Source organism: Dyella humicola (genome assembly GCF_026283945.1).
Classification (GTDB): domain Bacteria; phylum Pseudomonadota; class Gammaproteobacteria; order Xanthomonadales; family Rhodanobacteraceae; genus Dyella; species Dyella humicola.
Genome location: NZ_JAPDPC010000002.1, coordinates 418,060 through 440,732 on the forward strand (window position 1 = coordinate 418,060; position 22,673 = coordinate 440,732).

Here is a 22,673-nt window from a genome sequence, read left to right on the forward strand (position 1 = left end):
TCGTGCGAAAGATGGCAACCTTTTGGCGTGGAGCTGCATCCACGTCTACATGTGCAAGAGACGAATGCGAACCGTACTGATCATTGACGACAACCCGGCCGTGGGTGAGGCGCTGTCGCTGGCGCTTTCCCTCCATGAAATCCGTCCGCTGATCGCACTGACGCCCGAGCATGGGCTGGCCATGCTGGAAAGCGAACGCGTCGACGTGGTCATTCAGGATATGAACTTCACCGCCGACACCACGTCCGGCGAGGAAGGCATTGCCCTGTTCCGGGCCATCCGCCAGCGTCATACCGACCTGCCGGTAATCCTGCTCACCGCATGGACCCATCTTGAAACGGCGGTGGAACTGGTCAAGGCCGGCGCCTCGGACTATCTCGCCAAACCGTGGGATGACGCCAAGCTGCTGACCACGGTGGAGAACCTGCTGGAGCTGTCGGAATCCACCCGCGAGGTGAACCGCACGCGCAACGAGCGCCGCCGCCGCCGCGAGGATCTGCAACGCCGTTACGAGCTCGACGGACTGGTTTTCGCCTCTGAAGCGATGGCGCGCACGCTGGAGCTGGCCTGCCAGGTGGCGCGCTCGGACGTACCGGTCTTGATCACCGGCCCCAACGGTGCCGGCAAGGAGCGCATTGCGGCGATCGTGCATGCCAACTCGGCGGCCAAGCGCGGCGCGTTCATTGCGGTGAACTGCGGTGCCTTGCCTGGCGAGTTGATCGAAGCCGAACTGTTTGGCGCGGACGCCGGCGCCTATACCGGCGCCAACAAGGCCCGCGAGGGACGTTTTGAGTTGGCTGATGGCGGCACCTTGTTTCTCGATGAAATCGGCAATCTGCCGCTGCCGGGGCAGGTGAAGCTGCTGCGCGTGCTGGAAACCGGGCAGTTCGAGCGGCTCGGATCCGGGCGCACGCGTCAGGTGAAGGTGCGTGTGCTGAGCGCAACCAACGCCGATCTCAAGGCGATGATCCGCGCCGGCACGTTCCGCGAAGATCTCTACTACCGACTCAATGTCATCGAGGTCAATCTGCCGCCGCTTGCCGAGCGCGTCGACGATATTCTGCCGTTGGCCGAACACTTCCTCGATGGGCGCGCCGAGTTGGGCGATGCCGCGCGTGAGGCCTTGCTGTCCTATCCCTGGCCCGGCAACGTGCGCGAGTTGAAGAACGCCATCGAACGCGCCGCACTCTTGGTCAGCGATGGCCATATTGTGCCGGAGCAACTGAATTTGCCGCAGGTTGCTGCCACGGTCGTTCGCAATCTGGACGAGCCCAGCCGGGAGTCGGTGGAAGCGGCGCTGGAGAAGGCCGGCGGCGTCGTCAGCCGTGCCGCCCAGGCGCTGGGTCTGTCGCGCCAGGCGCTGTACCGGCGCATGGAGCGTTACGGCCTGGCCCAGGCGCAGGCTTGATCCAGGATGGTGTCGATCAGGGGTGAATGGCGCGTTGCGTCATCAATCATGATTGCCGCCAAGGGCGCCGGCGAGGATGATATCGATACCGATGGAGCCTGCCATGCGATATCGCAGCGTCCTGTTTCTTGTGGCATCCGTGCTCGCCAGCCCGGCGATGGCGCAGAACGCCAAGCCGCCCGTTACACAGGCAAGCGACACCTGGAGTGCGCCATCAACATCGAGCACCAGCGCAGGTACTTATCGCGATGCGCTGAGCACCGCCGCCAGCGACGCTGGGCGCTTCAAGTTCAGCGATCGCAATCCCAAGGACAACGCGCCACCGGATCAGTCGCCCATTCGCGTGATCATCAACAATGGTCGCGGCCCCCATGTGAACTGCGTGCCGATGGGGATAGGCGGCGCGTGCCATTGACGACGAGTCGACTCAAAGGAAGCACCCGATGCTGCGCGGTTTGAGTTCGCTTGAATCGCGCATGGTCCTATTGCTGAGCCTGGCAGGCTTGTCGGGCGTGCTGGTCTATGCCGGCGTCACGCAATGGCCGCTGCCGCAACTGCTGGTCTGGTTGCACAAGGATCTGGGCCTCGACCTGGGCGCCCCAGCGCATTTCAGTTTCTACGGCGGCCTGATCATCTCGATCATCCTGCTGCTGCCTTTGGCGCTGTGGCTCGGCCACCGTGTGATGTCGCCGGTCACCAAACTGCTGCGCGCGTTGGAAGGTGCCGTTGCGAGCTATCGCGATGGCGACTTCAGCTTCTCGATCGCAGCGGATCGTCGCGACGAACTCGGCGAGCTGATCCGCATGCACAACGCGCTGGGCCAGACTTTGCGCGAGCAACGCCAGAACCTGGCCCAGCGCGAGCTGCTGCTGGATACGGTGGTGCAGAACACGCCGGTGGCCTTGGTACTGACGGATGCCGGCGACCGCGTAACCTACGCCAATATCGCGGCTCGTCACCTGTTCAACGAAGGACGGACCCTGCACGGCTTGAGCTTTGTCGAGCTCTTGAGCGATGGTCCTGAAGCCCTGCGCCGTGCCGTCGATGGCGGCGAGGACGCCTTGCTCACGGTAGAGATGGATGGCGGCGAAGAAACCTTCCATCTGTCGCAGCGCAGTTTTCGCCTGCAGGGGCGGCCACATCGATTACGGCTGTTTCGTCGCATGACGCGAGAGCTCTCACGACAGGAAGTGGCGACCTGGAAGCGCGTGATCCGCGTGATCAGCCACGAGTTGAACAACTCGCTGGCGCCGATATCGTCGCTCGCGCATTCGGGTGCCGAGCTTGCGCGGCGTGGCGATACGTCACGCCTCCCCGGCGTATTCGCCACCATCGGCGAACGCGCACGTCACTTGCATGGCTTCATCGCAGGCTATGCCAGCTTTGCCAAGTTGCCAGCGCCACAACCCGTGGCGATTGCGTGGAAGGCGTTTCTCGACGGGCTTTCGCTGCACTGTCAATTCAAGCTGAGCGGCCCCATCCCCGAGCAGGCGGGCTGGTTCGATGCGGGCCAGATCGAGCAGGTGCTGATCAACCTGATTAAGAACGCCCACGAATCGGGAGGCGCCGATGACCAAGTCAGCTTGTCTCTGACGGTGATTGCGCGCGACCTGCGCATCGAAGTGGCCGATCGTGGTCCGGGCATGAGCGAGACGGTGCTGGCGCAGGCCTTGTTGCCGTTCTATTCGACCAAGCGCTCCGGTACCGGTCTTGGGCTGGCCTTGGCGCGCGAGATCGTGGAAGCGCACGGTGGGCGCATCGCACTGGCCAATCGCGAGGAAGGCGGCTTGCGTGTCAGCCTTCTGTTACCGCTCGGGCCGAAGTAACCGCTCGTACCGCCAAGGGCCGGCTCACCTATACTCGGCGCATCTTTCATGGATGCAGGAGTAGGGCGATGGGTCAGCTGTTCGCGTTGGTGGTAGTCATCGTCGTCGTGATCGTATTGGCCAAGCTGGTGCGCATCGTGCCGCAGGGCTACGAGTGGACGGTGGAGCGCTTCGGCATGTACACGCGCACGCTTAGCCCCGGCCTGCATTTCCTCATACCGGTCATGTACGGCATCGGTCGCAAGATGAACATGATGGAGCAAGTGCTCGACGTTCCGTCGCAGGATGTGATCACCAAGGACAACGCGGTCGTACGTGTGGACGGTGTGGTGTTCTACCAGGTGCTGGACGCCGCCAAGGCCGCGTACGAGGTAGCCAATCTGGAGCAGGCCGCGCTCGCCCTGATCATGACCAATATCCGCACCGTACTTGGCTCGATGGATCTGGACGAATCGCTCAGCCAGCGCGATGCGATCAATGCCAAGTTGCTCAACGTGGTTGACGAGGCGACCCATCCCTGGGGCGTCAAGGTCAATCGCATCGAGATCAAGGACATTGCGCCACCGCGCGACCTGATCGATTCGATGGCTCGTCAGATGAAAGCCGAGCGTGAGAAGCGCGCGAACATTCTCGAAGCCGAGGGTTTCCGTCAGGCAGCCATCCTGAAGGCTGAGGGCGAGAAGCAGTCGGTGATTCTGGCTGCGGAGGGTGAGAAGGAAGCGGCATTCCGCGCCGCCGAGGCGCGCGAGCGTTCGGCCGAGGCCGAGGCCAAGGCGACCGCGATGGTCTCCGATGCGATCGCCAACGGCAACATCAATGCCCTTAACTATTTTGTCGCCAACAAATACGTCGAGGCGCTGAAGGAAATGGCGAACTCTCCGAATCAAAAAATGCTCTTGCTGCCGATGGAAGCGACAGGCATCCTCGGTTCGCTGGCCGGCATTGCCGAGCTGGCCAAGGAATCGCTCAGCCAGCAGCAAAATTCGCCGCAGGGCCAAGGTGGCCGGCGCATGCCGCCACCGGTGGGCTAATCATCCGCAGGCCGAGGACGAAACGACATGGAACAGGTGGCCTTGCACTACTGGTGGTGGATTCTTGCGCTGGTGTTGATTGCGCTTGAAGTGATCATGCCGGGGTATTTCATGCTGTGGATCGGCATTGCCGCGGGCGTCACCGGACTGGTCATGCTGGCCGCGCCCGGCCTGTCGCTGCTGGGCCAGGCACTGGTGTTCGCTGTGCTGGCGTTTCTTTCCTGCGCAGCCTACTGGTACGGCTTGCGCCCGAAGCTGATGCGCAACGAACCGGGCGATGCTTTGCTCAATCGCCGTGGTGAGCAGAAGATCGGGCACCGCTATGTGTTGGCCGAGGCGATCGTCAACGGGCGTGGCAAGGCGAGGGTAGGCGATAGCTTGTGGTTGGTCCGTGGGCCGGATTTGCCAGTGGGCAGCATGGTCGAGGTCGTGGGGGTGGATGGGACGACCCTGTTGGTACGTCCCTCGGAGTGATGTGCTGTTTGGTTCGGAACCCCAGCGTGACCAGCCATTCGGCTGTTGAGAGCCGCTGGTATGACCATCCATGGTTTACGCGATAACGACACAGCCAGCCATCGCAGCCAACCCAAACCTCAGCGCAAAATCCCATCCGTCCTCAACTTCGGAATCAGCGCTTGCGCCAGCTCTTCCGTCGCTTTGGCGATCTTTTCCTGACTGACGGCCTCGGTGGTGACTGACCACACAAGCTTCTGCGTCTTGGCGTCCCAAACGCTGGTTTCCAACGTGACCACATCGTATTGCGTCACCTGCGCGGTGGATGCCCACGCGCCGCCGTACCAGCCGTAGAAACCGCCATAGGCAGGACCCGTCGGCGTGACATCGATCTTTTGTTCAACGCGCAGCATGCGCGTGACCAGGACCACCTCGGCGCCGCTGGAATGAACCAGGTCAGTCAGCTTGACGGCTCCGCCGTTGCCGGGCGGTATCTGCGTATAGCTGGGGAAGGCCTTCAGGCCCGCCGCCTGCAGCTGTTGCGAGAACGTGTCCTCGAACTTGCGTCGGATGAGATCGCTTTTCGAGATGCCGACGACCACCACGCTCGATGCCGGCGGACCGGGCCAGGCCGGGTCCTTCCATTGATTGGTGACGGACACGGTCGAACAGGCGCAAAGCGCCAGGCTGGCAAGCATGGGCAACAGACGCAGCGCTTTCATGACATCGACTCCAGGCTCAGGGCCGCTTCAGCAGCCGGCGCAGCATTGTGTGGCGTCAATCGTCTATGCGGCGCGATGGCCGGGGCGACCTGGCGGTTTGGCGCATGGGAGCGTCGCGACCGGGCCGGCGCCCCCATGCGAGGCGCGCTTAGGGCACAGGCACGTGCCCGTCCGATGGGACGGGCACGATGTCGAATCAAAGCATGCGCAGCAGTTCTTTCATCAACGGCAGTCGGCGCACGCGCACCGCGCTCACGCGGAAGACGGCATTGGCGAGGGCGGGCGCCGCGGTCGGCATGGCGAGGAAGCTGGCGCCCGTCGGCTCGCCATCGCCGGGTACCAGGATTACTTCCGTGGTGTCCGGCAGTTGCGCCATGCTGGCGAGCGGGTAGTCCTTCCAGTTGCGCTGCTGGACCTGGCTGTCCTTGTAGGTCACCGACAGATTGAGCGCCGTGGACAGCGCATCGAGGGTGGCGCCGGCCACTTGGCCTTCGAGTCCTTTCGGGTTGATCACGCGGCCCACATCGACCGCGCAGACGGCACGCTCGATATTGAGGCGGTCACCCTGCAGGGACGCTTCGACGGCATGGGCGACATAGGCGCCGTCGACGTACCAGCAGGCGATGCCCAGCCCATTGACGGTGCGCAGCCAGTTCTTCCACTCGATACGATCGGCAACGAGCTTCAGCACATTGATCAGACGACCGGTGTCGAGCGTCTGTCCTTCTCCCAGCGGGATCTGGCGCGGCTCGCCAATCAGGCGCAGGCGCGTGACCAGCGGGTCTTCCTTCAGGCTATGCGCGATCTCGTCGACGAAACTTTCGACCGCGAATGCATTGCTCAGGTGCGGCATGCCACGGGCAAGCCCACGCGGCATGACCGAGGGCAGGGAGTACCAGTCGCTGCGTAGATGGGGCACGAGTCCGGCAGGTAGCTGATGGGCATCCACCTCGGACGTCCATAAGCGATTGTCGGGCACGCCACGTTGCGCGAATGCCGAAGCACTCGCCATGCGCTGGTTCCAACTGACGATCTGGCGCTTGCCATCCAGCGTGGCGTTGAGTTTATGCACGCAGGCGGAGCGATAGAAATCCTGGCTCATGTCCTCATCGCGCGTCCACATCAACTTGACCGGCTTTTCCGCTGCCTTGGCGAGCATGACCGCTTCGGCGACGTAGTCGTGATCGAAACGGCGGCCGTAACCACCGCCGACACGCGGCACGCTGATCTGGATCTGCGCCGGCGAAAGACCGGTGAGCCGCTGCACGACGTGCCATGCGTCTTGTGGCGATTGGGTCGGCACCACCAGCGTGGCGCTGTCCTTGTCGATGTGCACCACGCAGTTCATCGGCTCGGAGGTGGCGTGTGCCAACCACGGCTGCACGTAGGTTGCGTCGATGCGGTGCGCCGCTTTCTTGCTGGCGGTGTCGACATCGCCATCGTTGCGCACGCGCGTGGTGGGTGCCGCGTCCTTGTTGTTGACGAGATCGGCGGCCTGCTGCTCAAACCAGGCACTGCTTTCACTCTGGCTGCCTGGCTTCCATTGGAGTTTGAGCTTGGCGCGACCCTCCAGTGCCGCCCAGGTGCTGTCGGCCAGGACCGCCACGGCCGGCGAACGTACCGTGTGACCCGGCGGCTGGCCGGCCTCTGGCTTGAGCTGCACGACCTTGACCACACCCTTCACCGCCAGGGTGTCGGTGGTGTCCAGGTGGTCCAGGCTGCCGTCAGGCCAGGGGCAGTGGCTGAGCACGGCGGTCAACATATCGCCGGCATAGCTGTCGAGCGTGTAGATAGCCTGGCCGGTGACAACGGCACGTGCGTCGACGGTGCCTGCGGGGTGACCGATCAAGGTGTAACGATCCGGCGTTTTCAGTGGCACCGGCGTTGTCGGCGGCGTGACCTTGGCGGCAGCCTCGGCCAGCGCGCCGTAGCCGAAACGACGTCCATCGGGAGCGATCACATTGCCGGCCTCGCAGCGCAGCCGGTCGGCCGGCACGCCGAGGCGTTGCGCTGCCGCCTGCAGCAGCAGCCAGCGGGCGAGCGCACCGACCTGGCGCAAGTCGGCCCAGGCAGAGGGAATCGAATTGCCGAGTCCGCTGGTCTGGTGCCCATAGGTCCAGTGCGGCTTGCCATTGTCGTCTTCGACGCCCAGACCCAGCGGCACCACGCTGACGCGCGTCCAGTCGGCGTCGAGCTCATCGGCGATGATGCGCGGAAGCGACGTGGTGGTGCCCGTGCCGGTGTCCGGATCGCGTGCGCCGATGATCACGTTGCCGTCGGCATCGATGCGTACGAACGGGCCAAGACCGTACAAGGTGTCGCCAAGCAAGGCCGGCGGCACGGGTGCGTCGGTGGCATTGGCAAGACGAATACCGACCACGAGCGCGCCGGCCGTACCGGCGAGTACCTGCAGGAAGCGGCGACGCGAAAGCCGCGTGCCGTCGTTCGAGTTACCGATCATGCGTGGCTCCCGCTGGAAGCGACGCGCTTGATGGCAAGGCGCACACGGGTCTGGCAGCCGCAGCGGCAAAGATTGGGCAACTGGTCGATCTCGTTGTCGCTAGGCTGCGAATGGCGATTGAGCAGGTCGACCGAGGCCATGAGCCAGCCCGGGGTGCAGTAACCGCAGCCGATGGCGTCTTCGTCCACAAAGGCCTGTTGCAGCGGATGCAGCTTGCCGTCGGCGGCGGCCAGGCCTTCCACCGTGGTGATCGGCTTTCCAGCCAGGTCGGCGACAACAAGGCGGGTAGCGGAAGCCAGCTTGCCGTCTACCAGCACCAGGTCGTGGCCACCTTCGCCATGATCACCGCTGTACTTGGTGCCAGTGAGCCGCAGGATGTCCCGTAGATACCAAAGCAGCGGCATCTGCGCATCGCCGGTGTGACGGTACGTCCTGCCGTTGATCTCCAGATCGATACCTTCGCGCACCTTCTCGGGCACGATGGCGTTGGTCGGGTGGGGCGTCAGGATCTGGTCTTGCGCTTGCGCCATCGGTGAGACTCTCCTTCTCTATCCGCGCATTGTCGCATCGCAGCGCAGTGCTTAGGAGGTAACCCGGCTGAACAGGCGTCGCCACACCAGGTACACCGGCACGCCGGCGACCATGATGAGCAGGCCGATGCCCGTGTTCATGGGGCTGGCGCGCAGGCTCTGCACCATAACCAGGCCAATCGTCGCGATAAAGATCAGCGGCAGCAGCGGATAGCCCGGCACGCGGAAACTGACCTTGGCCCCCTCGTGTTTGCGATACCAGAACAGCGTGCCCACGCCCACCGCGCAGGCAAGCCAGTCACCAAACGTGGCGTAGTCGAGCAACTGACCGTAGCTGCCGGACCACACCAGCACGATGGCCCAGCCCGAGAGCAGCAAAAGCGCGACATTCGGCGTACGGTGCCTGGGATGCAGTCGGGCCACGCTGCGGAAGAACAAGCCATCCTCGCCCATCACCTGCAGCACGCGGGCTCCGGCCACCAGGGTGATATTGCAGAAGCCCAGCGCAGAAATTGCCACGCCCACGGCGATCAGCTTGGCGCCCGCCGTGCCGAATACGCGCTGCATGACGTCGGCCGCCGGCGCCCGGCTGGCGGCGAGGCCGGCGTGGCCGAGCACGGCAAGATACGCCAGGTTGACCAGCGCATAGGCCGCAATCACCAGCAACATGCCGATCACCAGGGCACGCGGCAGGGTGCGCTGCGGCTCACTGACTTCGCCGGCCAGATTGTTGAGATAAGTGAAGCCGGAATAGGCGAACAACACCGGCAGTGCCGCGCCCATGAAGCCTACGTCAGCCGTCTGCGGGTCGGTGTCCAGCATGCCGTGGCCGTTCACGCCGGCCAGGAACAACCCGCATACCACCAGCACGGCCACGGCCAGCAACTTGAGCAAGGTGAATGAGTTCTGGATCTGCGCGCCCAGGCGCAGGCCAAAGAGATTGATCAGCGCTACGAAAACCAACGCGCCGATGGCCAGGCTCGTGGTGGCACTGGCGGGCAGGCCGAACAGGGCCGCCGCGTAGCTGGCAAAGATCGTGGCCACCGCGGCCGATGATCCCGAATAGATCACCAGCAGCATGCTCCAGCCGAACAGAAAACCGGCCAGCGGCCCGAATGCCTCGCGCAGGTACACGTAGCTGCCGCCCGCATGCGGGCGCCGCGCGCCCAGTTCGGCATAACAAAGCGCACCGATCAGGGTGAGCAGGCCCGCACCCACCCACATGAGCAGCAGCGACAAGCCCGACGACGTGCGCATCGCCACGACGTACGGGTTGAGGAAGATGCCGCCGCCGATGATGCCGCCGACCACGATCATGGCCGCATCCCATGGGCGGAGGCGGCGAACGTAGCCACCGGACGTCGATGAATCGCTCATGGAACCTTGCACGCTGGGAGGTGCCAGCGAGCATGGCGGTTGAGTCCGGCCTCAGCAAGCCCTGACTTTTGGGAAATGCAAAAAAGCGAAAGCCGGCACCTCGCGGCACCGGCTTTCGGATGGTTCTGCCCAACGAAAGGTCAGAACACGCTGAGGAACAAGGCCAGGTTGGTCACGTTGAGCGTGCCGATACCTGCGCCCGGCTCATAGCCGCCGACACCGTTATAGAACCAGTTGTCTCCTGCCTTGATATCGTTGAAGGCCGAGAACGGGCCATAGCCAAAGATATTCTGCAGCGGGTAGATCTGCGGGTTCCAGAAGCCGGTGCGGCCGTGCGTCGATTGCCTCAGCAGGGCGGCGATGCCGTTGAGCTGGGGCGCCACGAAGCTGGTGCCGCCTTCGAACGTCAGCAAGCCCGCGCCGTCCGTCGAGGAAACGAAGCTGTAGCCGGTTTCAGGGTCGGCGTTCAACGAGAGATCGGGCTCGTTGCGGCCGCGGAAGTTCGCCGGCAGCGTGTAGTTGATGCCCAAATCAGGCTCAAGCCAAGTCTGGTTCTTCTCGGTCTTGCGGATGCCCGAGGTGAACTGCTGGTAGAGCGGCGTTGGCCAGAACACGCTGACGCCGCCACCGCCACCGACCGAGAACACCGCAGGGAGGAGATTGATGCCGAGATTGGTCTGGAAGTAGTTGGCGATGTAGTCCCAGCCCCAGACACTTTCCTTGGTGATCGATGCCTTCGGGCCACCGCGGAAGCTGTAGGTGAAGGGCACGGTGGTGCCGCCGGCCGTGGTGATGAAGGGATCCGCTCCCGGGGAATCTGCAGTGAGCGGCGGTGGCACCGGGTCAGAGGGCAGGCCTCCGAAACTGCGCACCGTGTCGAACGCGCCGGAGTCGCCCGAGGTGGCGAACATCGTGATGCCTTGTACGGCCGCTTCCAGGAACACCTGATGCAGGGACTGCATGTAGGCGACGTTGGCGTCCAACTGCAGGATGTAGAAGATCTCGGGCTCGCCCCAGCTCACCGACAGGCTGTCGACCTTGTTGTCCGACACCGCCTGATTGAAGATGTCGAAGAAGCCGGCATCGGTGTTGGGCGCGTGGTAGACGATGATATTGGCCCACGGCGCCAGGCCACCGGACTGCTCGACGTCAAGCGATGTCTCGCCCGAGCCATCGGGCCCACTCAGCGGGCCACCGCCGTCGACAGCTACCTTGGTGATGCGGTTGGGCTTCACCGGCAGGCCGATGTCGCTCCAATAGGCATACGCGTCGTCAACGACGAAGTCAGCCAGGGTGGCGATGCCGATGGTCGAACCCTTGCCGTTGATGCCAGCCTTGTACAGCGGGTTGACGTTGTAACGGTTGGCGACATCGCCCACGGTGAATTCGCCGGGCGTGCAGGTCGCCGTCGGGTTGCCCGTGCAGGGCGTGACTGCGGGTGCGGCTGTTGCGCTCTTGGCCAACGCATTGGCATGGCTGGTGGCCGCCGGCGGCTCCAGGGCCGTTACGCGGTGTGAGCGAAAATGCGGCTCGCTGTTCAGGCCAGAAGCCAGCACCAGGGTGCTGGAAAGCGCGGCTGGCATCGTCAATGCCTTGCTCGGGCGATGGAAGGTCGAGCCATCACTGGCGCGGAAGTCGTGAACGGACGTCTGGAACGCCTTGTTGAACTGGCCGATCGTTCCGCTCACCTGGATCGCCAGATGATTCGGCAACAGTTGGACCTGGGTTAGCCCCTGCTGCTTGATAAAGGCTTGCACCTTGGAAATTTCGTCGGCGGTTGCGCCGTAGCGATCCGCGAATTGGTCGGTGGTGAGGAAGCGGTGATAGGAAGGGTCACCTTGCGTGACCGTGCTGTAGATATATTTTTCCAGCGCCGCCTGATTGTGCAGTCCCAGCACGAGCGTGACATTGACCTTCTGATTGGCGTTGCTGGCCCCAAGGTCGGCAGGCGACGAGGCGCCAGCGGCGAAGGATGCAGTGGTGAAGCCACAGAGCAGCAGCGCCAGCGAGGTCGCGAGCGACTTGCGATGCAAGTTCTTGAGCATGTGCTTTCTCCAAGGGTAGAAACGGTCACGCTGAGCGGCGCTGCGGTGTCACGCACGTGACACTCCGTCGCCCGGCTGGTCGTGGTTCGTAATCTCTTTCCCCAACAGCCAGGGCGGCCCCCTGAAGATCATCCGCGCCGGCTAGCCGAACCTACGCTTATCGAAGGCGTCATGGAAGTAGCTGATATTTCGCAAAATATTGCCGAAACCGCGCCGCGCTTGAAAAGCGCATCGCATGATATTGCGCCTATATCTTTCGGCCGACGATTTCCTGCTGGCTGGGGCGGCCATGCGCGCCTGGACGTTGGAGGGCGGAACGTTCGGCCCTTCGATCAACTTGCGGCACAATAGTGGGATTGTGCGTCGCAAACGGCCGTTTTCGACGCGGTATTCCCCGGAGTCGAAGCAACCGCCATGACCACCATCAAGCAAGACGATCTGATCCAGTCCGTCGCCGACGCCCTGCAGTACATCAGCTACTACCATCCCGTCGACTACATCACCAATCTCGCCGCCGCCTACGAGCGCGAGGAGTCTCCGGCCGCGAAGGACGCGATGGCGCAGATCCTGATCAATTCGCGCATGGCCGCCGAAGGCCATCGCCCGCTGTGCCAGGACACCGGCATCGTCACCGTCTTCCTCAAGGTCGGCATGAATGTGCGCTGGGACGCCACCCTGTCGCTGGAAGACATGGTCAACGAAGGCGTACGCCGTGCCTATAACGACCCGGACAACAAGCTGCGCGCCAGCGTGCTGGCCGATCCGGCCGGCAAGCGCACGAATACCAAGGACAACACGCCGGCCGTGATCAATGTCTCGATCGTGCCGGGCGACACCGTCGATGTGATCGTCGCGGCCAAGGGCGGCGGTTCGGAGGCGAAGTCGAAGTTCGCCATGCTCAACCCCTCCGACTCCATCGTCGACTGGGTGATCAAGACCGTGCCGACCATGGGCGCCGGCTGGTGCCCACCGGGCATGCTCGGCATCGGCATCGGTGGCACCGCCGAGAAGGCGATGCTGCTGGCCAAGGAGGCGCTGATGGAGCCGATCGACATCCAGGACCTGATCGCGCGCGGCCCGAGCAATCGCGCCGAGGAACTGCGCCTGGAGCTGTACGAGAAGGTCAATGCGCTGGGTATCGGCGCACAAGGCCTGGGTGGCCTCACCACCGTGCTCGACATCAAGGTGAAGGATTATCCGACCCACGCTGCCAACCTGCCGGTGGCCTTGATCCCGAATTGCGCTGCCACACGCCACGCGCACTTCACCCTGGACGGTTCTGGTCCGGTGATGCTCGATCCGCCGTCGCTGAAGGATTGGCCGCAGCTCACCTACAACCCGACCAATGCGCGCCGCGTCGATCTCGACACGATTACCAAGGAAGAGGTCGCCACCTTCAAGCCGGGCGAAGTGCTGCTGCTCAACGGCAAGCTGCTCACCGGTCGCGATGCCGCGCACAAGCGCATGGTCGACATGCTCAACAAGGGCGAGCCGCTACCGGTGGATTTCAAGGGCCGCTTCATCTACTACGTCGGTCCGGTCGATCCGGTGCGTGACGAAGTGGTGGGTCCCGCCGGTCCGACCACGGCCACGCGCATGGATAAATTCACCGAGCAGGTGCTGGCGCAGACCGGCCTGCTCGGCATGGTCGGCAAGGCCGAACGCGGCCCGGCGGCCATCGAGGCGATCAAGCAGCACCAGTCGGTGTACCTGATGGCCGTGGGTGGCGCGGCGTATCTCGTGTCCAAGGCGATCAAGGCTTCCCGCGTGGTCGGCTTTGCCGATCTGGGTATGGAAGCGATCTACGAGTTCGAGGTGCAGGATATGCCGGTCACCGTGGCTGTCGATTCCGCCGGTACGTCGGTGCACCAGACCGGGCCGAAGGAATGGCAGGCGCGCATTGGCAAGATTCCGGTAGTGGTGGCCTGAGGCTCTGCTTCCTCTCCCCTTCGGGGAGAGGACCGAGGTGAGGGGCGGGTGCTCGCGAAAGCTTGTCTAGAGCGAGCATTCGCTCTATCTACCACCGAGGCCAGGCCGACCCCTCACCCCAACCCCTCACCCCAACCCCTCACCCCAACCCTCTCCCCGCAGGGGAGAGGGAGCTGCAAGCCTCGCATTTAGCCGTCCAAACGCTTGTAGGCGTCCTGCCATTGCATTCCGCCTGCTGCGGCGCAACACTGGCCGAATATTTTTCCCGCAACCCAACTGAGAGAACCGTGACCTCGAATGCCCCCGCGTCGCTTCCTGCCGACGCATCCTGGATCGTGATGAAGTTTGGCGGCACCAGTGTCGCCACCCTGCCGCGCTGGCAGAACATTCTGGAACTGGTCGCCAGTCGTCGTGCCGAAGGCGCACGTGTGCTGGTGGTCGTTTCGGCACTCTCCGGCATCACCGACGCACTCAAACAACTGTGCGCACAGGAAGACAAGGGCAAACGCATCGAGGCTGCCAAAGCGATCGCACAGCGTCATTACGAGCTGCTCGATCACATGCAGCTGGCGGTTCCGGACACGCTGGGTGCACGATTGGCCGAACTCGCGTCGCTGGCGGAGGACGGTCCCGCGGCACTCGGCGAGCTGGCATGGGCCGCCTTGGTGCAGGGGCATGGCGAGTTGATGTCGAGCGCGCTTGGCTCAGCCTTTCTCACCCATAGCGGCTTGCCCACGCAATGGCTGGATGCGCGCGACTGCCTGGCCGCGGTAGCGCTGCCGAACCAGAACGAGCGCACCAAGCTGCTTTCGGCCATGGTCGAGGCCAAGCCCGACCCCGCCTTGAACGCGCGCCTGGCACGGCTGGGCGAGGTGTTCATCACCCAGGGTTTCATCGCCCGCGAGGCGCAGGGCCGCACCGTGCTGCTCGGTCGTGGCGGTTCGGATACCTCGGCGTCGTATTTCGGCGCCTTGCTGAAAGCGCAGCGGGTGGAAATCTGGACCGACGTGGCCGGCATGTTCACCGCCAACCCGCGCCAGGTGCCGAGTGCGCGCCTGCTGCAGCGTCTCGATTACGAGGAGGCGCAGGAAATCGCCTCCACCGGCGCCAAGGTGCTGCATCCGCGCTGCCTGTCGCCGTTGCGCGAACCGCGGGTGCCGCTGCTGATCAAGGACACCAACCGTCCCGAACTCGAAGGCACCCTGATCGGACCCGAGGTGCGCGAGCACGCACCCAGCGTCAAGGCGATCAGTGCGCGCAAGGGCATCACCCTCGTCTCGATGGAGTCGGTGGGCATGTGGCAGCAGGTTGGCTTTCTTGCCGACGTGTTTGCGCAGTTCAAGCAGCACGGCCTGTCGGTGGACCTGATCGGTTCGGCCGAGACCAACGTCACCGTGTCGCTCGACCCGACCGAAAACCTGCTCGACTCCGACGCGCTCGCCGCGCTTGCCAGCGATCTGGCCAAAGTCTGCCGCGTGAAAGTGATTGCGCCGTGTGCGGCAATTACGCTGGTCGGCCGCGGCATGCGCTCCATGCTGCATACACTGTCGGGTGTACTGGCGGAGTTCGGCCAGCTGCGCGTGCACATGATTTCGCAGTCCTCCAACAACCTCAATCTCACCTTCGTGGTGGATGAGAACGTGGTGGACGAACTGCTGCCGCATCTGCACGAGTTGCTGATTACGGCCGGCGCCTTGCGCACTGACGACAGCGCATTGTTCGGCCCCAGCTGGCAGGCTTTGTATGGCAGCGGCGACGTCGTGCCGCCCGCCGCGGCGTGGTGGCGTACGGATCGCCGCGACGCGCTGCTGAAACTCGGCGCCGAGGCGACGCCGCGCTACGTCTACCACTTGCCCACGGTGCGCCAGCAGGCGCGCGATCTGAAGACGCTGGCTGCGGTCGATCGCCTGCATTACGCGGTGAAGGCGAACACGCATCCGGCCATCCTCAAGGCCTTGGCCGAAGAAGGTTTCGGCTTTGAATGTGTCTCGCCAGGCGAGTTGAAGGCCGTCATGGCGGTGGTACCCAAAACGGCGCCGCTGCTGTTCACACCGAACTTCGCTCCGCGCGAGGATTACGCCTGGGCACTGACTACTCGCGCCACCATTTCGCTCGACTCGCTGTATCAGCTCGAGCAGTGGGGAGAGCTGTTCCGTGGTCGCGAGGTGGTGCTGCGTATCGATCTGGGCCGTGGCCTGGGTCATCACGAGAAGGTGCGCACGGGCGGCAGCGGCAGCAAGTTCGGTTTGCCGGTGGAACAGGTCGATGCGTTCCTGCGTCTGGCCGACACGCACGGCGTGATCGTGCGCGGCCTGCATGCCCACCTGGGCTCGGGCATTCTCGATGACACGCACTGGGGCGAGGTCTACGGCCAGCTGGCCAGCCTGGCCGAGCGCATCGGCAGCGTCACCTTCCTGGATATCGGCGGCGGCCTGGGCGTGCCGTCGCATCCGGGCGAGGCGCGGCTGGATACCGCGGCGCTTGATCGCGTCCTGCGCGAGGTGAAGGCGGCCTATCCGCACTACAAGCTGTGGATGGAACCCGGCCGTTATCTGGTGGCCGATGCGGGCGTACTGCTGACCCGTGTGACGCAGACCAAGGGCAAGGGCCATGGCACGGTACGCTATCTCGGCGTGGATACCGGCATGAACAGCCTCATTCGTCCGGCGCTGTACGAAGCCTGGCACGAGATCGTCAACCTTTCCCGGCTCGACGAGCCAGCTACCTCGCTATTCCAGGTGGTGGGTCCAATCTGCGAGAGCGGCGACGTGCTCGGCACCGACCGTCGTTTGCCCGAACCGGAAGAGGGCGACGTGATGCTGATCGCCCAGGCCGGCGCGTACGGCAAGGTGATGTCGTCGCCTTACAACATGCGTGACGAGGCTGAGGAAATCATTATCGAGTAGCGCGCCTTTCACGCCCTCTCCCCTCTGGGGAGAGGGCTGGGGTGAGGGGCGGGTGCTCGCGGGAACGCTTAGAGAGGACGCTTCAGGATGAAACGTCTCAACGTAGACCGGGCGCGAAAATTGCGGACCACTGTAACTGACGCTGAGCAGGTGCTCTGGTTCCGAATTCGCGATCGCCGCCTGCAAGGCTGGAAATTCCGCCGACAGCATGAGATCGATCAGTACATCGTGGATTTCGCCTGTCTGGATGCGGCGTTGATAGTGGAACTGGACGGCGGACAGCATGGCGAACAAGTGGCATATGACGAGGCGCGTACGCGAAAGCTCCAAAACATGGGCTACCGCGTGCTGCGTTTCTGGAACAATGATGTCTTGAAGAACTTGGACAGCGTACTTGAGGTGATCCTGGAGGCTTTGGCAAGCCCGGCCCCTCACCCCAACCCTCTCCCCGAAGGGGAGAGGGAGTAATGCCCGCGGAGACTTGAGCGTGACAACCAACATCCAACCCCGCCTGACCCAGGTATTCCGCTTCGTGCGCTGCAGCTACGCCGACGGCGTGGCCGAGCTGGTGTATGCCTTTGACCATGGCGAGGAGCTGATCGAGCGCGTGCGCTTCCCCCAGGCGCCGGCCTTGCCGGCCAGTCATCAGCCGGCGTTCGACGCGGCGCTGCGCATGCTGCACCTGATTGCCGGCGTGAGCTATTACAAGGCCGGTGTGCCGCCGCGCATCGAAGTGGCCGATAGCCCGCTGGATGACGCTACGGCCGACCTGCTCGACGCGCTGTATCTGCATGGCCTGGCCGAGTTTGCCTATCGCAACGGACTGGATCTGCGAGGCCGCATCGCGTTCCCGCGCGGCGGTGCAGCGCAGCCCGCTGCCAAGGCTTTGAGCCTGCCGCAGCGTACCCTGGTGCCGATTGGTGGCGGCAAGGATTCGCTCGTAGCAGTGGAAGCTATCAAGTCCATTGGCGGCCAAGCGGCCGCGGTATGGGTGGGCAACTCGCCGCTCATCGCCGCCTGTGCCGAGCGGACCGGGTTGCCTACGCTCAATATCCAGCGCGAGCTGGCGCCGGGCCTGTTCGAGCTCAACCGCCTTGGCGCGTGGAACGGGCATATTCCGGTGACGGCGGTGAATTCCGCGATTCTGGCGGTGGCGGCCATTCTGTATGGCTACGACAGCATCGCGTTCGCCAACGAGCGCTCTGCTTCGGCGGCCACGCTGGAATACGAGGGTCAGCAGGTGAATCACCAGTGGAGCAAAGGCTATGTCTTTGAACAACTGCTGGGCGACTGGCTGCATCAGCATGTAGCAGCCGATCTCACCTATTGCTCGCTGCTGCGCCCGTATTCCGAACTGGCGGTGACGCGTGCGTTTGCCAAGCTCACGCCGTACTTCGATGTGTTCTCCAGCTGTAACCGCAACTTCAAGCTGCTCGGTCCCAAGCCGGCCGACCGTTGGTGCGGTCAGTGCCCGAAGTGCCATTTCGTGTTTCTGGCGCTGGCACCGTTCCTGGCCAAGCCGCGACTGTTGTCGATTTTTGGCCGCAATTTGCTGGACGACGACAATCTCGCGGCCGGTTTCGATGCGCTGCTGGAATACCAGGACCACAAGCCGTTCGAGTGCGTGGGCGAGGGCGCCGAAGCACGCGCTGCGATGTATGCGCTGAGTCAGCGTCCGGAATGGCAGGAAGATGCCCTGGTCGATCGCTTCCGTAGCGAGATTCTGCCGCAGCTCGACGTGAGTGAGCTGGCGCTTGAGCCGTGGCTGCAACCGTCGGGTGAACACCGGATTCCGGCACGCTTGCTGCCGGCCTTGGCGATCTTCGCGTGACGCAACAGCGGACGCCCTTGCGCATCGCCGATCTCGCCGGCCAGCGGGTGGCGGTCTGGGGCTTTGGTCGCGAAGGACGCGCCGCCATCACGGCGATTCGCGCCCGCTTGTCGCAACTACCGCTGACGCTTTTCTGCAGCGAGTCGGAAGTGTCGGCGGCGAGGGCATTCGATGCGTCCCTGGTCGTGCATGGCAACGAGCCGGATGCGATTGCGCTGGCCGCGTTCGACGTGATCGTGAAGTCACCTGGCGTCTCCGCCTACAAACCTGCACTGCTGGCCGCTGGCGAAGCAGGTATCCGCGTCACTTCGGGTACCGCGATGTGGTTCGCCGAACATGCCTCGTCACGCGTCGTCGCCGTCACCGGCACCAAGGGTAAAAGCACGACCACGGCGTTGATCGCGCATCTCGCGCGCTCACTCGGCGTGCGCACGGCGCTGGCCGGCAATATCGGCATGCCGATGCTGGAGCTGCTTGATCAGTCCGCCGACCTCTGGGCGATCGAGCTGTCGAGCTTTCAGACTGGCGAGGCCGGCCCGGTCGAGCTCGGTGTGATCACCAGCCTGTACGAGGAACATCTGGACTGGCACGGCTCGCGTGAGCGTTATATCGACGACAAGCTCAAGCTTGCCGATGTCTCCAGGCAATTGCTGGTCAATGCCACTCAGCCGTTCCTGCTGGAACGCACGGCGCGACATCCGAACCGCATCGTGTTCGGCGATGTGGCGGGATGGCATGTGTCCGGTGGCTTTATATGTCGAGGTAAGCAACAGGTTTTCGAAATCGCCAGACTCCGCGCCCCGGGCGAACACAATGCGTTGAACGCCTGTGCTGCACTCGCTTCATTGGAAGCGATGGGATTGGACGCCGTGGCCGCTGCGGGATCATTGGCCGGCTTCCGGCCGCTGCCGCACCGCCTGCAGCCATTGGGTGAGTGGGGTGGCCTCGTATGGATCAACGATTCCATCAGCACCACGCCGCAGGCGACGCTTGCCGCACTCGCCAGCCTTGACGGGCAGAAAATCACGGTCATTGTCGGCGGTCATGATCGCGGCCTCGACTGGTCCGACTTCTGCGTGGCCATGCAGGCCCGCGCGCCCCACGCGATCGTTGCGCAAGGCGCTAACGGCCCCCGCATCGCCCAGGCTTTGTATGAGGCCGGCGTGGAGACCACCATCGAAGAAGTGGGCGACCTTGCCGCGGCGGTGACCATGGCCAAGGCACTCACGCCCGCAGGTGGCATCGTGCTGCTGTCTCCGGGCGCCCCTAGCTTCGACCAGTTTCATGACTACGCCGAACGCGGCCGACGTTTCGCCGAATGGGCCGGCTTCGACAACCAAGGCATCATCGGCATCGATGGCTTGGGCATCTGTTAGGGCAGCACTACGCTTACTTGGGCTTGTTACGGGTATCAAATAAATGCGGGAACGCGCTCCCATGCCCACGGCCTTGGAAATTCGCATCGATGATCTGCACGGGCCCGAGATCGCCGCTCTCTTGCACGAGCATTTGCGGGACATGGCGCTCCACTCACCACCGGAAAGTATTCACGCACTCGATCTCGACGCTTTGCGGCGACCGGAAATCACGTTCTGGACGGTGTGGCATAACCGTGAGCTTTTGGGGTGTGGTGCGATCAAGCAGCTGGATGCGGCGCATGGCGAGATCAAGTCGATGCGTACGTCGATGCATCACAGGCGCAAGGGCGTGGCGGCGGCCATGTTGCGACACATCCTCGGAGAGGCGCAGCGACGCGGCTACCAGCGTCTGAGTCTGGAAACGGGAGCACCGGTGGCATTCGCGCCGGCGCGTGAGCTATATGCACGGTTCGGCTTTGAGCCATGCGGCCCGTTCGACGATTATGTTGAGGATCCCTATAGCGTCTTCATGACGAAGAACCTCTGAGCGGACACCCAGCACCTTCAGTAAAAAAAGCCGCGCCCCGTGAGAGGCGCGGCTTTTTGTTTCGACTTGCGTCGATGCGTTACCAGATCCGCACGCGATCCTGCGGTGCCAGGTACAGCGTCTGGCCGGGCTTCGGCTCGAACGCGTCGTACCACGCATCGATATTGCGCACGGTCTGCGCGCGGAAGCGGCCGGGTGCGTGTTCGTTGCCGATCACGCGCTGGCGCATCGCTTCGTCGCGAACCTTCTCGCGCCAGGATTGGGCGAAGGCGAGGAAGAAACGCTGGTCGCCGGTGAGGCCATCAACGACCGGTGCGGGCTTGCCGCCGAGTGACTTCTGGTAGGCAGCGTAGGCAATGGTCAGGCCGGACAGGTCAGCGATGTTCTCGCCCAGCGTCTGCTGGCCGTTGACGTGCAGACCCGGCAGGGCCTCATACGCATTGAACTGCTCGACCAGTTGCTGGCCTGCGGCCTTGAAGTGGGCCAGGTCTTCTGGCGTCCACCAGTTGGCGAGGCTGCCTTGAGCGTCGAACTCGGCGCCGAGATTGTCGAAGCTGTGGCTGATCTCGTGGCCTATCACGGCGCCGATCGAACCGTAGTTCGCTGCCGCGTCCACCTTGGGATCGAAGAACGGCGCTTCGAGAATGGCCGCCGGGAAGTTCAGCGCGTTCTGCAGCGGCAGGTTCACCGCATTCACCGTCTGCGGTGTCATCCACCATTCGCCGCGATCGACGGGCTGGCCGAGCTTGGCGAGTTGGTGCTGGTATTCGAACTTATCCGCGCGCTGCTGGTTGCCCAAGGCATCGTCGGGGTGGATGTCCAGCGTGCCGTAGTCACGCCACGTTTCCGGATAGCCGACGCTGACCTTGATGGCGGCAAGCTTGGCCTTGGCCTTCTGGCGCGTGGCGGGCGTCATCCAGTCGAGATGGTCCACACGCTCGTCGAACGCGGCGAGGATGTTCTTCACCATCTGTTCGACCTCCTGCTTCGACGAGGCCGGGAAGTACTTCTTCACATAGATCTGGCCCACCGCATCGCCGAGCGCGACATTGGTGCTGGCCACGCCGCGTTTCCAGCGATCACGCTGCTTGGGCGTGCCCTGCAGGGTCTGGCTGTTGAAGCCGAAGCTGAGGTCGGCATAGGCCTTCGGTAGCAGGCTGGCGCTTTCATTGAGGGCGTGGAAGGTGAGGTAGTCCTTCCAGGTCTGCAGCGGCTCGCTGGCCACCAGCGCGGAGAGCCCCTGGATGGCCTGCGGTTGCCACGCGTTGACGACCTTCGCCTGGTCCAGGCCGGCGGCCTTGAAGTAGGTGTTCCAGTCCAGGCCCGGTGCCTTCTGGCTGAACGATGCCGCCGGCCACGGGTTGTTGGCCTTGTGCACGTCCTGGCTGTCGACGATGTCCGCATGCGCCTTGGCGATCTTGGTTTCCAGGTCGAGGATGGACTTGGCCTTGGCCTCCGCATCGGCCACGCCGGCCTGCTTGAGCAGGGCGGCGATATAGGCCTGGTACTTGTCGCGAGTGGCCACCATCGCCTTGTCGCTGGAGAGGTAGTAGTCGCGCGTGGGCATGCCCAGGCCACCTTGCAGTAGATAGGGGATGTTGCGGTTGGCATCCACCAGGCCGTGCGAGACGAACAGGCCGAACAGGTTTTCGGTGTGGAAGTTGGTGGCGTTGACTGGGTCCACGTCGGCGCGCAAGCCACTGCCCAGCACGCGAGCGAGGTCGGTCTGGTTGTGGATGGCGTCAATCTGCTTCAGCTGCGGCTGCAGCGGCGTCAGGCCACGCTTCTCAATGGCGGCCTCGTCCATGAAGGCGGCGTAGTAGTCGGCGATCTTGCGCTCGTTGCTGCCCGCGGCCGGGTTACCCTTGGCGGTGTCGCGGATCAGGTCGGCGGTGCGCTGTTCAGCCTTCTGGAACACTTGCAGGAAGATGCCCGTGCTCGAGCGATCCGCCGGAATCACCGCGGTCTTCTTCCAGTTGCCGTTGGCGAAGTTGTCGAAGTCGTCGCCCGGCTTGACGCCATGGTCGATGCCGGCCAGATCGATGCCGCTGGGGCTGCGTGCCGGTGCCTGTACCGCCGCAGGCGCTGCGGGGGGCGCAGCCAGGGCGCAGGTGCTGGTCAGGGCCGCAGCCGTGAGAATCCAACGATAGTGCCGCATGGGGCGATACTCCTGGGTAGGTAAAACGCCAACGATAGTCCCACCGCCCGGTCGCGTGAGTATGACCTTTGGGCTATCGGAAGATTATCGC

17 protein-coding genes are annotated in these 22,673 nt (G+C 63.8%); 11 read left to right on the top strand and 6 right to left on the bottom strand.

What is annotated here, in order from left to right; genetic code table 11:
• The first annotated feature begins 64 nt into the window (after window positions 1-64).
• The 5 genes from OUZ30_RS16560 to OUZ30_RS16580 all read left to right on the top strand — a co-directional run bounded on the left by OUZ30_RS16560 (window position 65) and on the right by OUZ30_RS16580 (window position 4,739).
• The gene (locus OUZ30_RS16560; RefSeq protein WP_266183531.1) at window positions 65-1,408 is read left to right on the top strand and encodes a sigma-54-dependent transcriptional regulator; all 1,344 of its coding nucleotides are present in this window, start codon (window positions 65-67) and stop codon (window positions 1,406-1,408) included.
• A 103-nt stretch (window positions 1,409-1,511) separates the two neighbouring features.
• Window positions 1,512-1,823: a hypothetical protein gene (locus OUZ30_RS16565; RefSeq protein WP_266183532.1), complete on the top strand. Its 312-nt coding sequence runs from the start codon at window positions 1,512-1,514 to the stop codon at window positions 1,821-1,823.
• A gap of 28 nt (window positions 1,824-1,851) precedes the next feature.
• The gene (locus tag OUZ30_RS16570) at window positions 1,852-3,234 is read left to right on the top strand and encodes a sensor histidine kinase (protein ID WP_266183533.1); all 1,383 of its coding nucleotides are present in this window, start codon (window positions 1,852-1,854) and stop codon (window positions 3,232-3,234) included.
• Between the two features lie 68 nt (window positions 3,235-3,302).
• Window positions 3,303-4,265, top strand: a complete 963-nt coding sequence (locus OUZ30_RS16575) for an SPFH domain-containing protein (protein WP_266183534.1) — start codon at window positions 3,303-3,305, stop codon at window positions 4,263-4,265.
• Between the two features lie 27 nt (window positions 4,266-4,292).
• Window positions 4,293-4,739: an NfeD family protein gene (locus OUZ30_RS16580; RefSeq protein ID WP_266183535.1), complete on the top strand. Its 447-nt coding sequence runs from the start codon at window positions 4,293-4,295 to the stop codon at window positions 4,737-4,739.
• A gap of 119 nt (window positions 4,740-4,858) precedes the next feature.
• Here the strand turns inward: OUZ30_RS16580 and OUZ30_RS16585 are convergent, their stop codons facing one another.
• The 5 genes from OUZ30_RS16585 to OUZ30_RS16605 all read right to left on the bottom strand — a co-directional run bounded on the left by OUZ30_RS16585 (window position 4,859) and on the right by OUZ30_RS16605 (window position 11,853).
• Window positions 4,859-5,440: a DUF4136 domain-containing protein gene (locus tag OUZ30_RS16585; RefSeq protein ID WP_266183536.1), complete on the bottom strand. Its 582-nt coding sequence runs from the start codon at window positions 5,438-5,440 to the stop codon at window positions 4,859-4,861.
• A gap of 196 nt (window positions 5,441-5,636) precedes the next feature.
• Complete coding sequence (locus OUZ30_RS16590) at window positions 5,637-7,901, bottom strand: xanthine dehydrogenase family protein molybdopterin-binding subunit (RefSeq protein WP_266183537.1); 2,265 nt, start codon at window positions 7,899-7,901, stop codon at window positions 5,637-5,639.
• Window positions 7,898-8,431: a (2Fe-2S)-binding protein gene (locus OUZ30_RS16595; RefSeq protein ID WP_266183538.1), complete on the bottom strand. Its 534-nt coding sequence runs from the start codon at window positions 8,429-8,431 to the stop codon at window positions 7,898-7,900. Before OUZ30_RS16595 ends, OUZ30_RS16590 begins: the two co-directional genes overlap by 4 nt.
• A 51-nt stretch (window positions 8,432-8,482) precedes the next feature.
• Window positions 8,483-9,808 (bottom strand): APC family permease, encoded by a 1,326-nt coding sequence (locus OUZ30_RS16600; protein WP_266183539.1) that lies wholly within the window; start codon window positions 9,806-9,808, stop codon window positions 8,483-8,485.
• Window positions 9,809-9,948: 140 nt separating this feature from the next.
• The gene (locus OUZ30_RS16605; RefSeq protein WP_266183540.1) at window positions 9,949-11,853 is read right to left on the bottom strand and encodes a S53 family peptidase; all 1,905 of its coding nucleotides are present in this window, start codon (window positions 11,851-11,853) and stop codon (window positions 9,949-9,951) included.
• A 414-nt stretch (window positions 11,854-12,267) separates the two neighbouring features.
• Between OUZ30_RS16605 and OUZ30_RS16610 the strand changes: the two genes are divergently transcribed.
• The 6 genes from OUZ30_RS16610 (at window position 12,268) to OUZ30_RS16635 (ending at window position 20,424) form a co-directional block, all read left to right on the top strand.
• Window positions 12,268-13,782 (top strand): fumarate hydratase, encoded by a 1,515-nt coding sequence (locus OUZ30_RS16610; protein WP_266183541.1) that lies wholly within the window; start codon window positions 12,268-12,270, stop codon window positions 13,780-13,782.
• Between the two features lie 287 nt (window positions 13,783-14,069).
• Window positions 14,070-16,688 (top strand): bifunctional aspartate kinase/diaminopimelate decarboxylase, encoded by a 2,619-nt coding sequence (locus OUZ30_RS16615; protein ID WP_266183542.1) that lies wholly within the window; start codon window positions 14,070-14,072, stop codon window positions 16,686-16,688.
• Between the two features lie 87 nt (window positions 16,689-16,775).
• A complete protein-coding gene (locus tag OUZ30_RS16620) occupies window positions 16,776-17,156 on the top strand; it encodes an endonuclease domain-containing protein (protein ID WP_266183543.1) in 381 nt (126 codons plus the stop codon).
• A 19-nt stretch (window positions 17,157-17,175) separates the two neighbouring features.
• Window positions 17,176-18,519, top strand: a complete 1,344-nt coding sequence (gene murL, locus OUZ30_RS16625; RefSeq protein ID WP_266183544.1) for a UDP-N-acetyl-alpha-D-muramoyl-L-alanyl-L-glutamate epimerase — start codon at window positions 17,176-17,178, stop codon at window positions 18,517-18,519.
• Window positions 18,520-18,536: 17 nt separating this feature from the next.
• On the top strand, window positions 18,537-19,895 hold the full coding sequence (gene murD, locus OUZ30_RS16630) for a UDP-N-acetylmuramoyl-L-alanine--D-glutamate ligase (protein ID WP_266183565.1): 1,359 nt from the start codon (window positions 18,537-18,539) through the stop codon (window positions 19,893-19,895).
• Window positions 19,896-19,956: 61 nt separating this feature from the next.
• Window positions 19,957-20,424: a GNAT family N-acetyltransferase gene (locus tag OUZ30_RS16635; RefSeq protein WP_266183545.1), complete on the top strand. Its 468-nt coding sequence runs from the start codon at window positions 19,957-19,959 to the stop codon at window positions 20,422-20,424.
• A 79-nt stretch (window positions 20,425-20,503) separates the two neighbouring features.
• Here OUZ30_RS16635 and OUZ30_RS16640 read toward each other — a convergent pair whose 3' ends face one another.
• Window positions 20,504-22,582, bottom strand: a complete 2,079-nt coding sequence (locus OUZ30_RS16640; protein WP_266183546.1) for a M13 family metallopeptidase — start codon at window positions 22,580-22,582, stop codon at window positions 20,504-20,506.
• Window positions 22,583-22,673: the final 91 nt, after the last annotated feature.

Excerpts from the sequence above, each read along its gene's own strand:
- OUZ30_RS16575 (WP_266183534.1), top strand. The coding sequence starts at position 3,303 with ATGGGTCAGCTGTTCGCGTTGGTGGTAGTCATCGTCGTCGTGATCGTA.
- OUZ30_RS16590 (WP_266183537.1), bottom strand. The coding sequence starts at position 7,901 with ATGATCGGTAACTCGAACGACGGCACGCGGCTTTCGCGTCGCCGCTTC.
- OUZ30_RS16595 (WP_266183538.1), bottom strand. The coding sequence starts at position 8,431 with ATGGCGCAAGCGCAAGACCAGATCCTGACGCCCCACCCGACCAACGCC.
- OUZ30_RS16560 (WP_266183531.1), top strand. The coding sequence starts at position 65 with ATGCGAACCGTACTGATCATTGACGACAACCCGGCCGTGGGTGAGGCG.
- OUZ30_RS16605 (WP_266183540.1), bottom strand. The coding sequence starts at position 11,853 with ATGCTCAAGAACTTGCATCGCAAGTCGCTCGCGACCTCGCTGGCGCTG.
- OUZ30_RS16580 (WP_266183535.1), top strand. The coding sequence starts at position 4,293 with ATGGAACAGGTGGCCTTGCACTACTGGTGGTGGATTCTTGCGCTGGTG.
- OUZ30_RS16640 (WP_266183546.1), bottom strand. The coding sequence starts at position 22,582 with ATGCGGCACTATCGTTGGATTCTCACGGCTGCGGCCCTGACCAGCACC.
- OUZ30_RS16565 (WP_266183532.1), top strand. The coding sequence starts at position 1,512 with ATGCGATATCGCAGCGTCCTGTTTCTTGTGGCATCCGTGCTCGCCAGC.
- OUZ30_RS16600 (WP_266183539.1), bottom strand. The coding sequence starts at position 9,808 with ATGAGCGATTCATCGACGTCCGGTGGCTACGTTCGCCGCCTCCGCCCA.
- OUZ30_RS16635 (WP_266183545.1), top strand. The coding sequence starts at position 19,957 with ATGCCCACGGCCTTGGAAATTCGCATCGATGATCTGCACGGGCCCGAG.
- OUZ30_RS16585 (WP_266183536.1), bottom strand. The coding sequence starts at position 5,440 with ATGAAAGCGCTGCGTCTGTTGCCCATGCTTGCCAGCCTGGCGCTTTGC.
- OUZ30_RS16610 (WP_266183541.1), top strand. The coding sequence starts at position 12,268 with ATGACCACCATCAAGCAAGACGATCTGATCCAGTCCGTCGCCGACGCC.
- OUZ30_RS16620 (WP_266183543.1), top strand. The coding sequence starts at position 16,776 with ATGAAACGTCTCAACGTAGACCGGGCGCGAAAATTGCGGACCACTGTA.
- OUZ30_RS16570 (WP_266183533.1), top strand. The coding sequence starts at position 1,852 with ATGCTGCGCGGTTTGAGTTCGCTTGAATCGCGCATGGTCCTATTGCTG.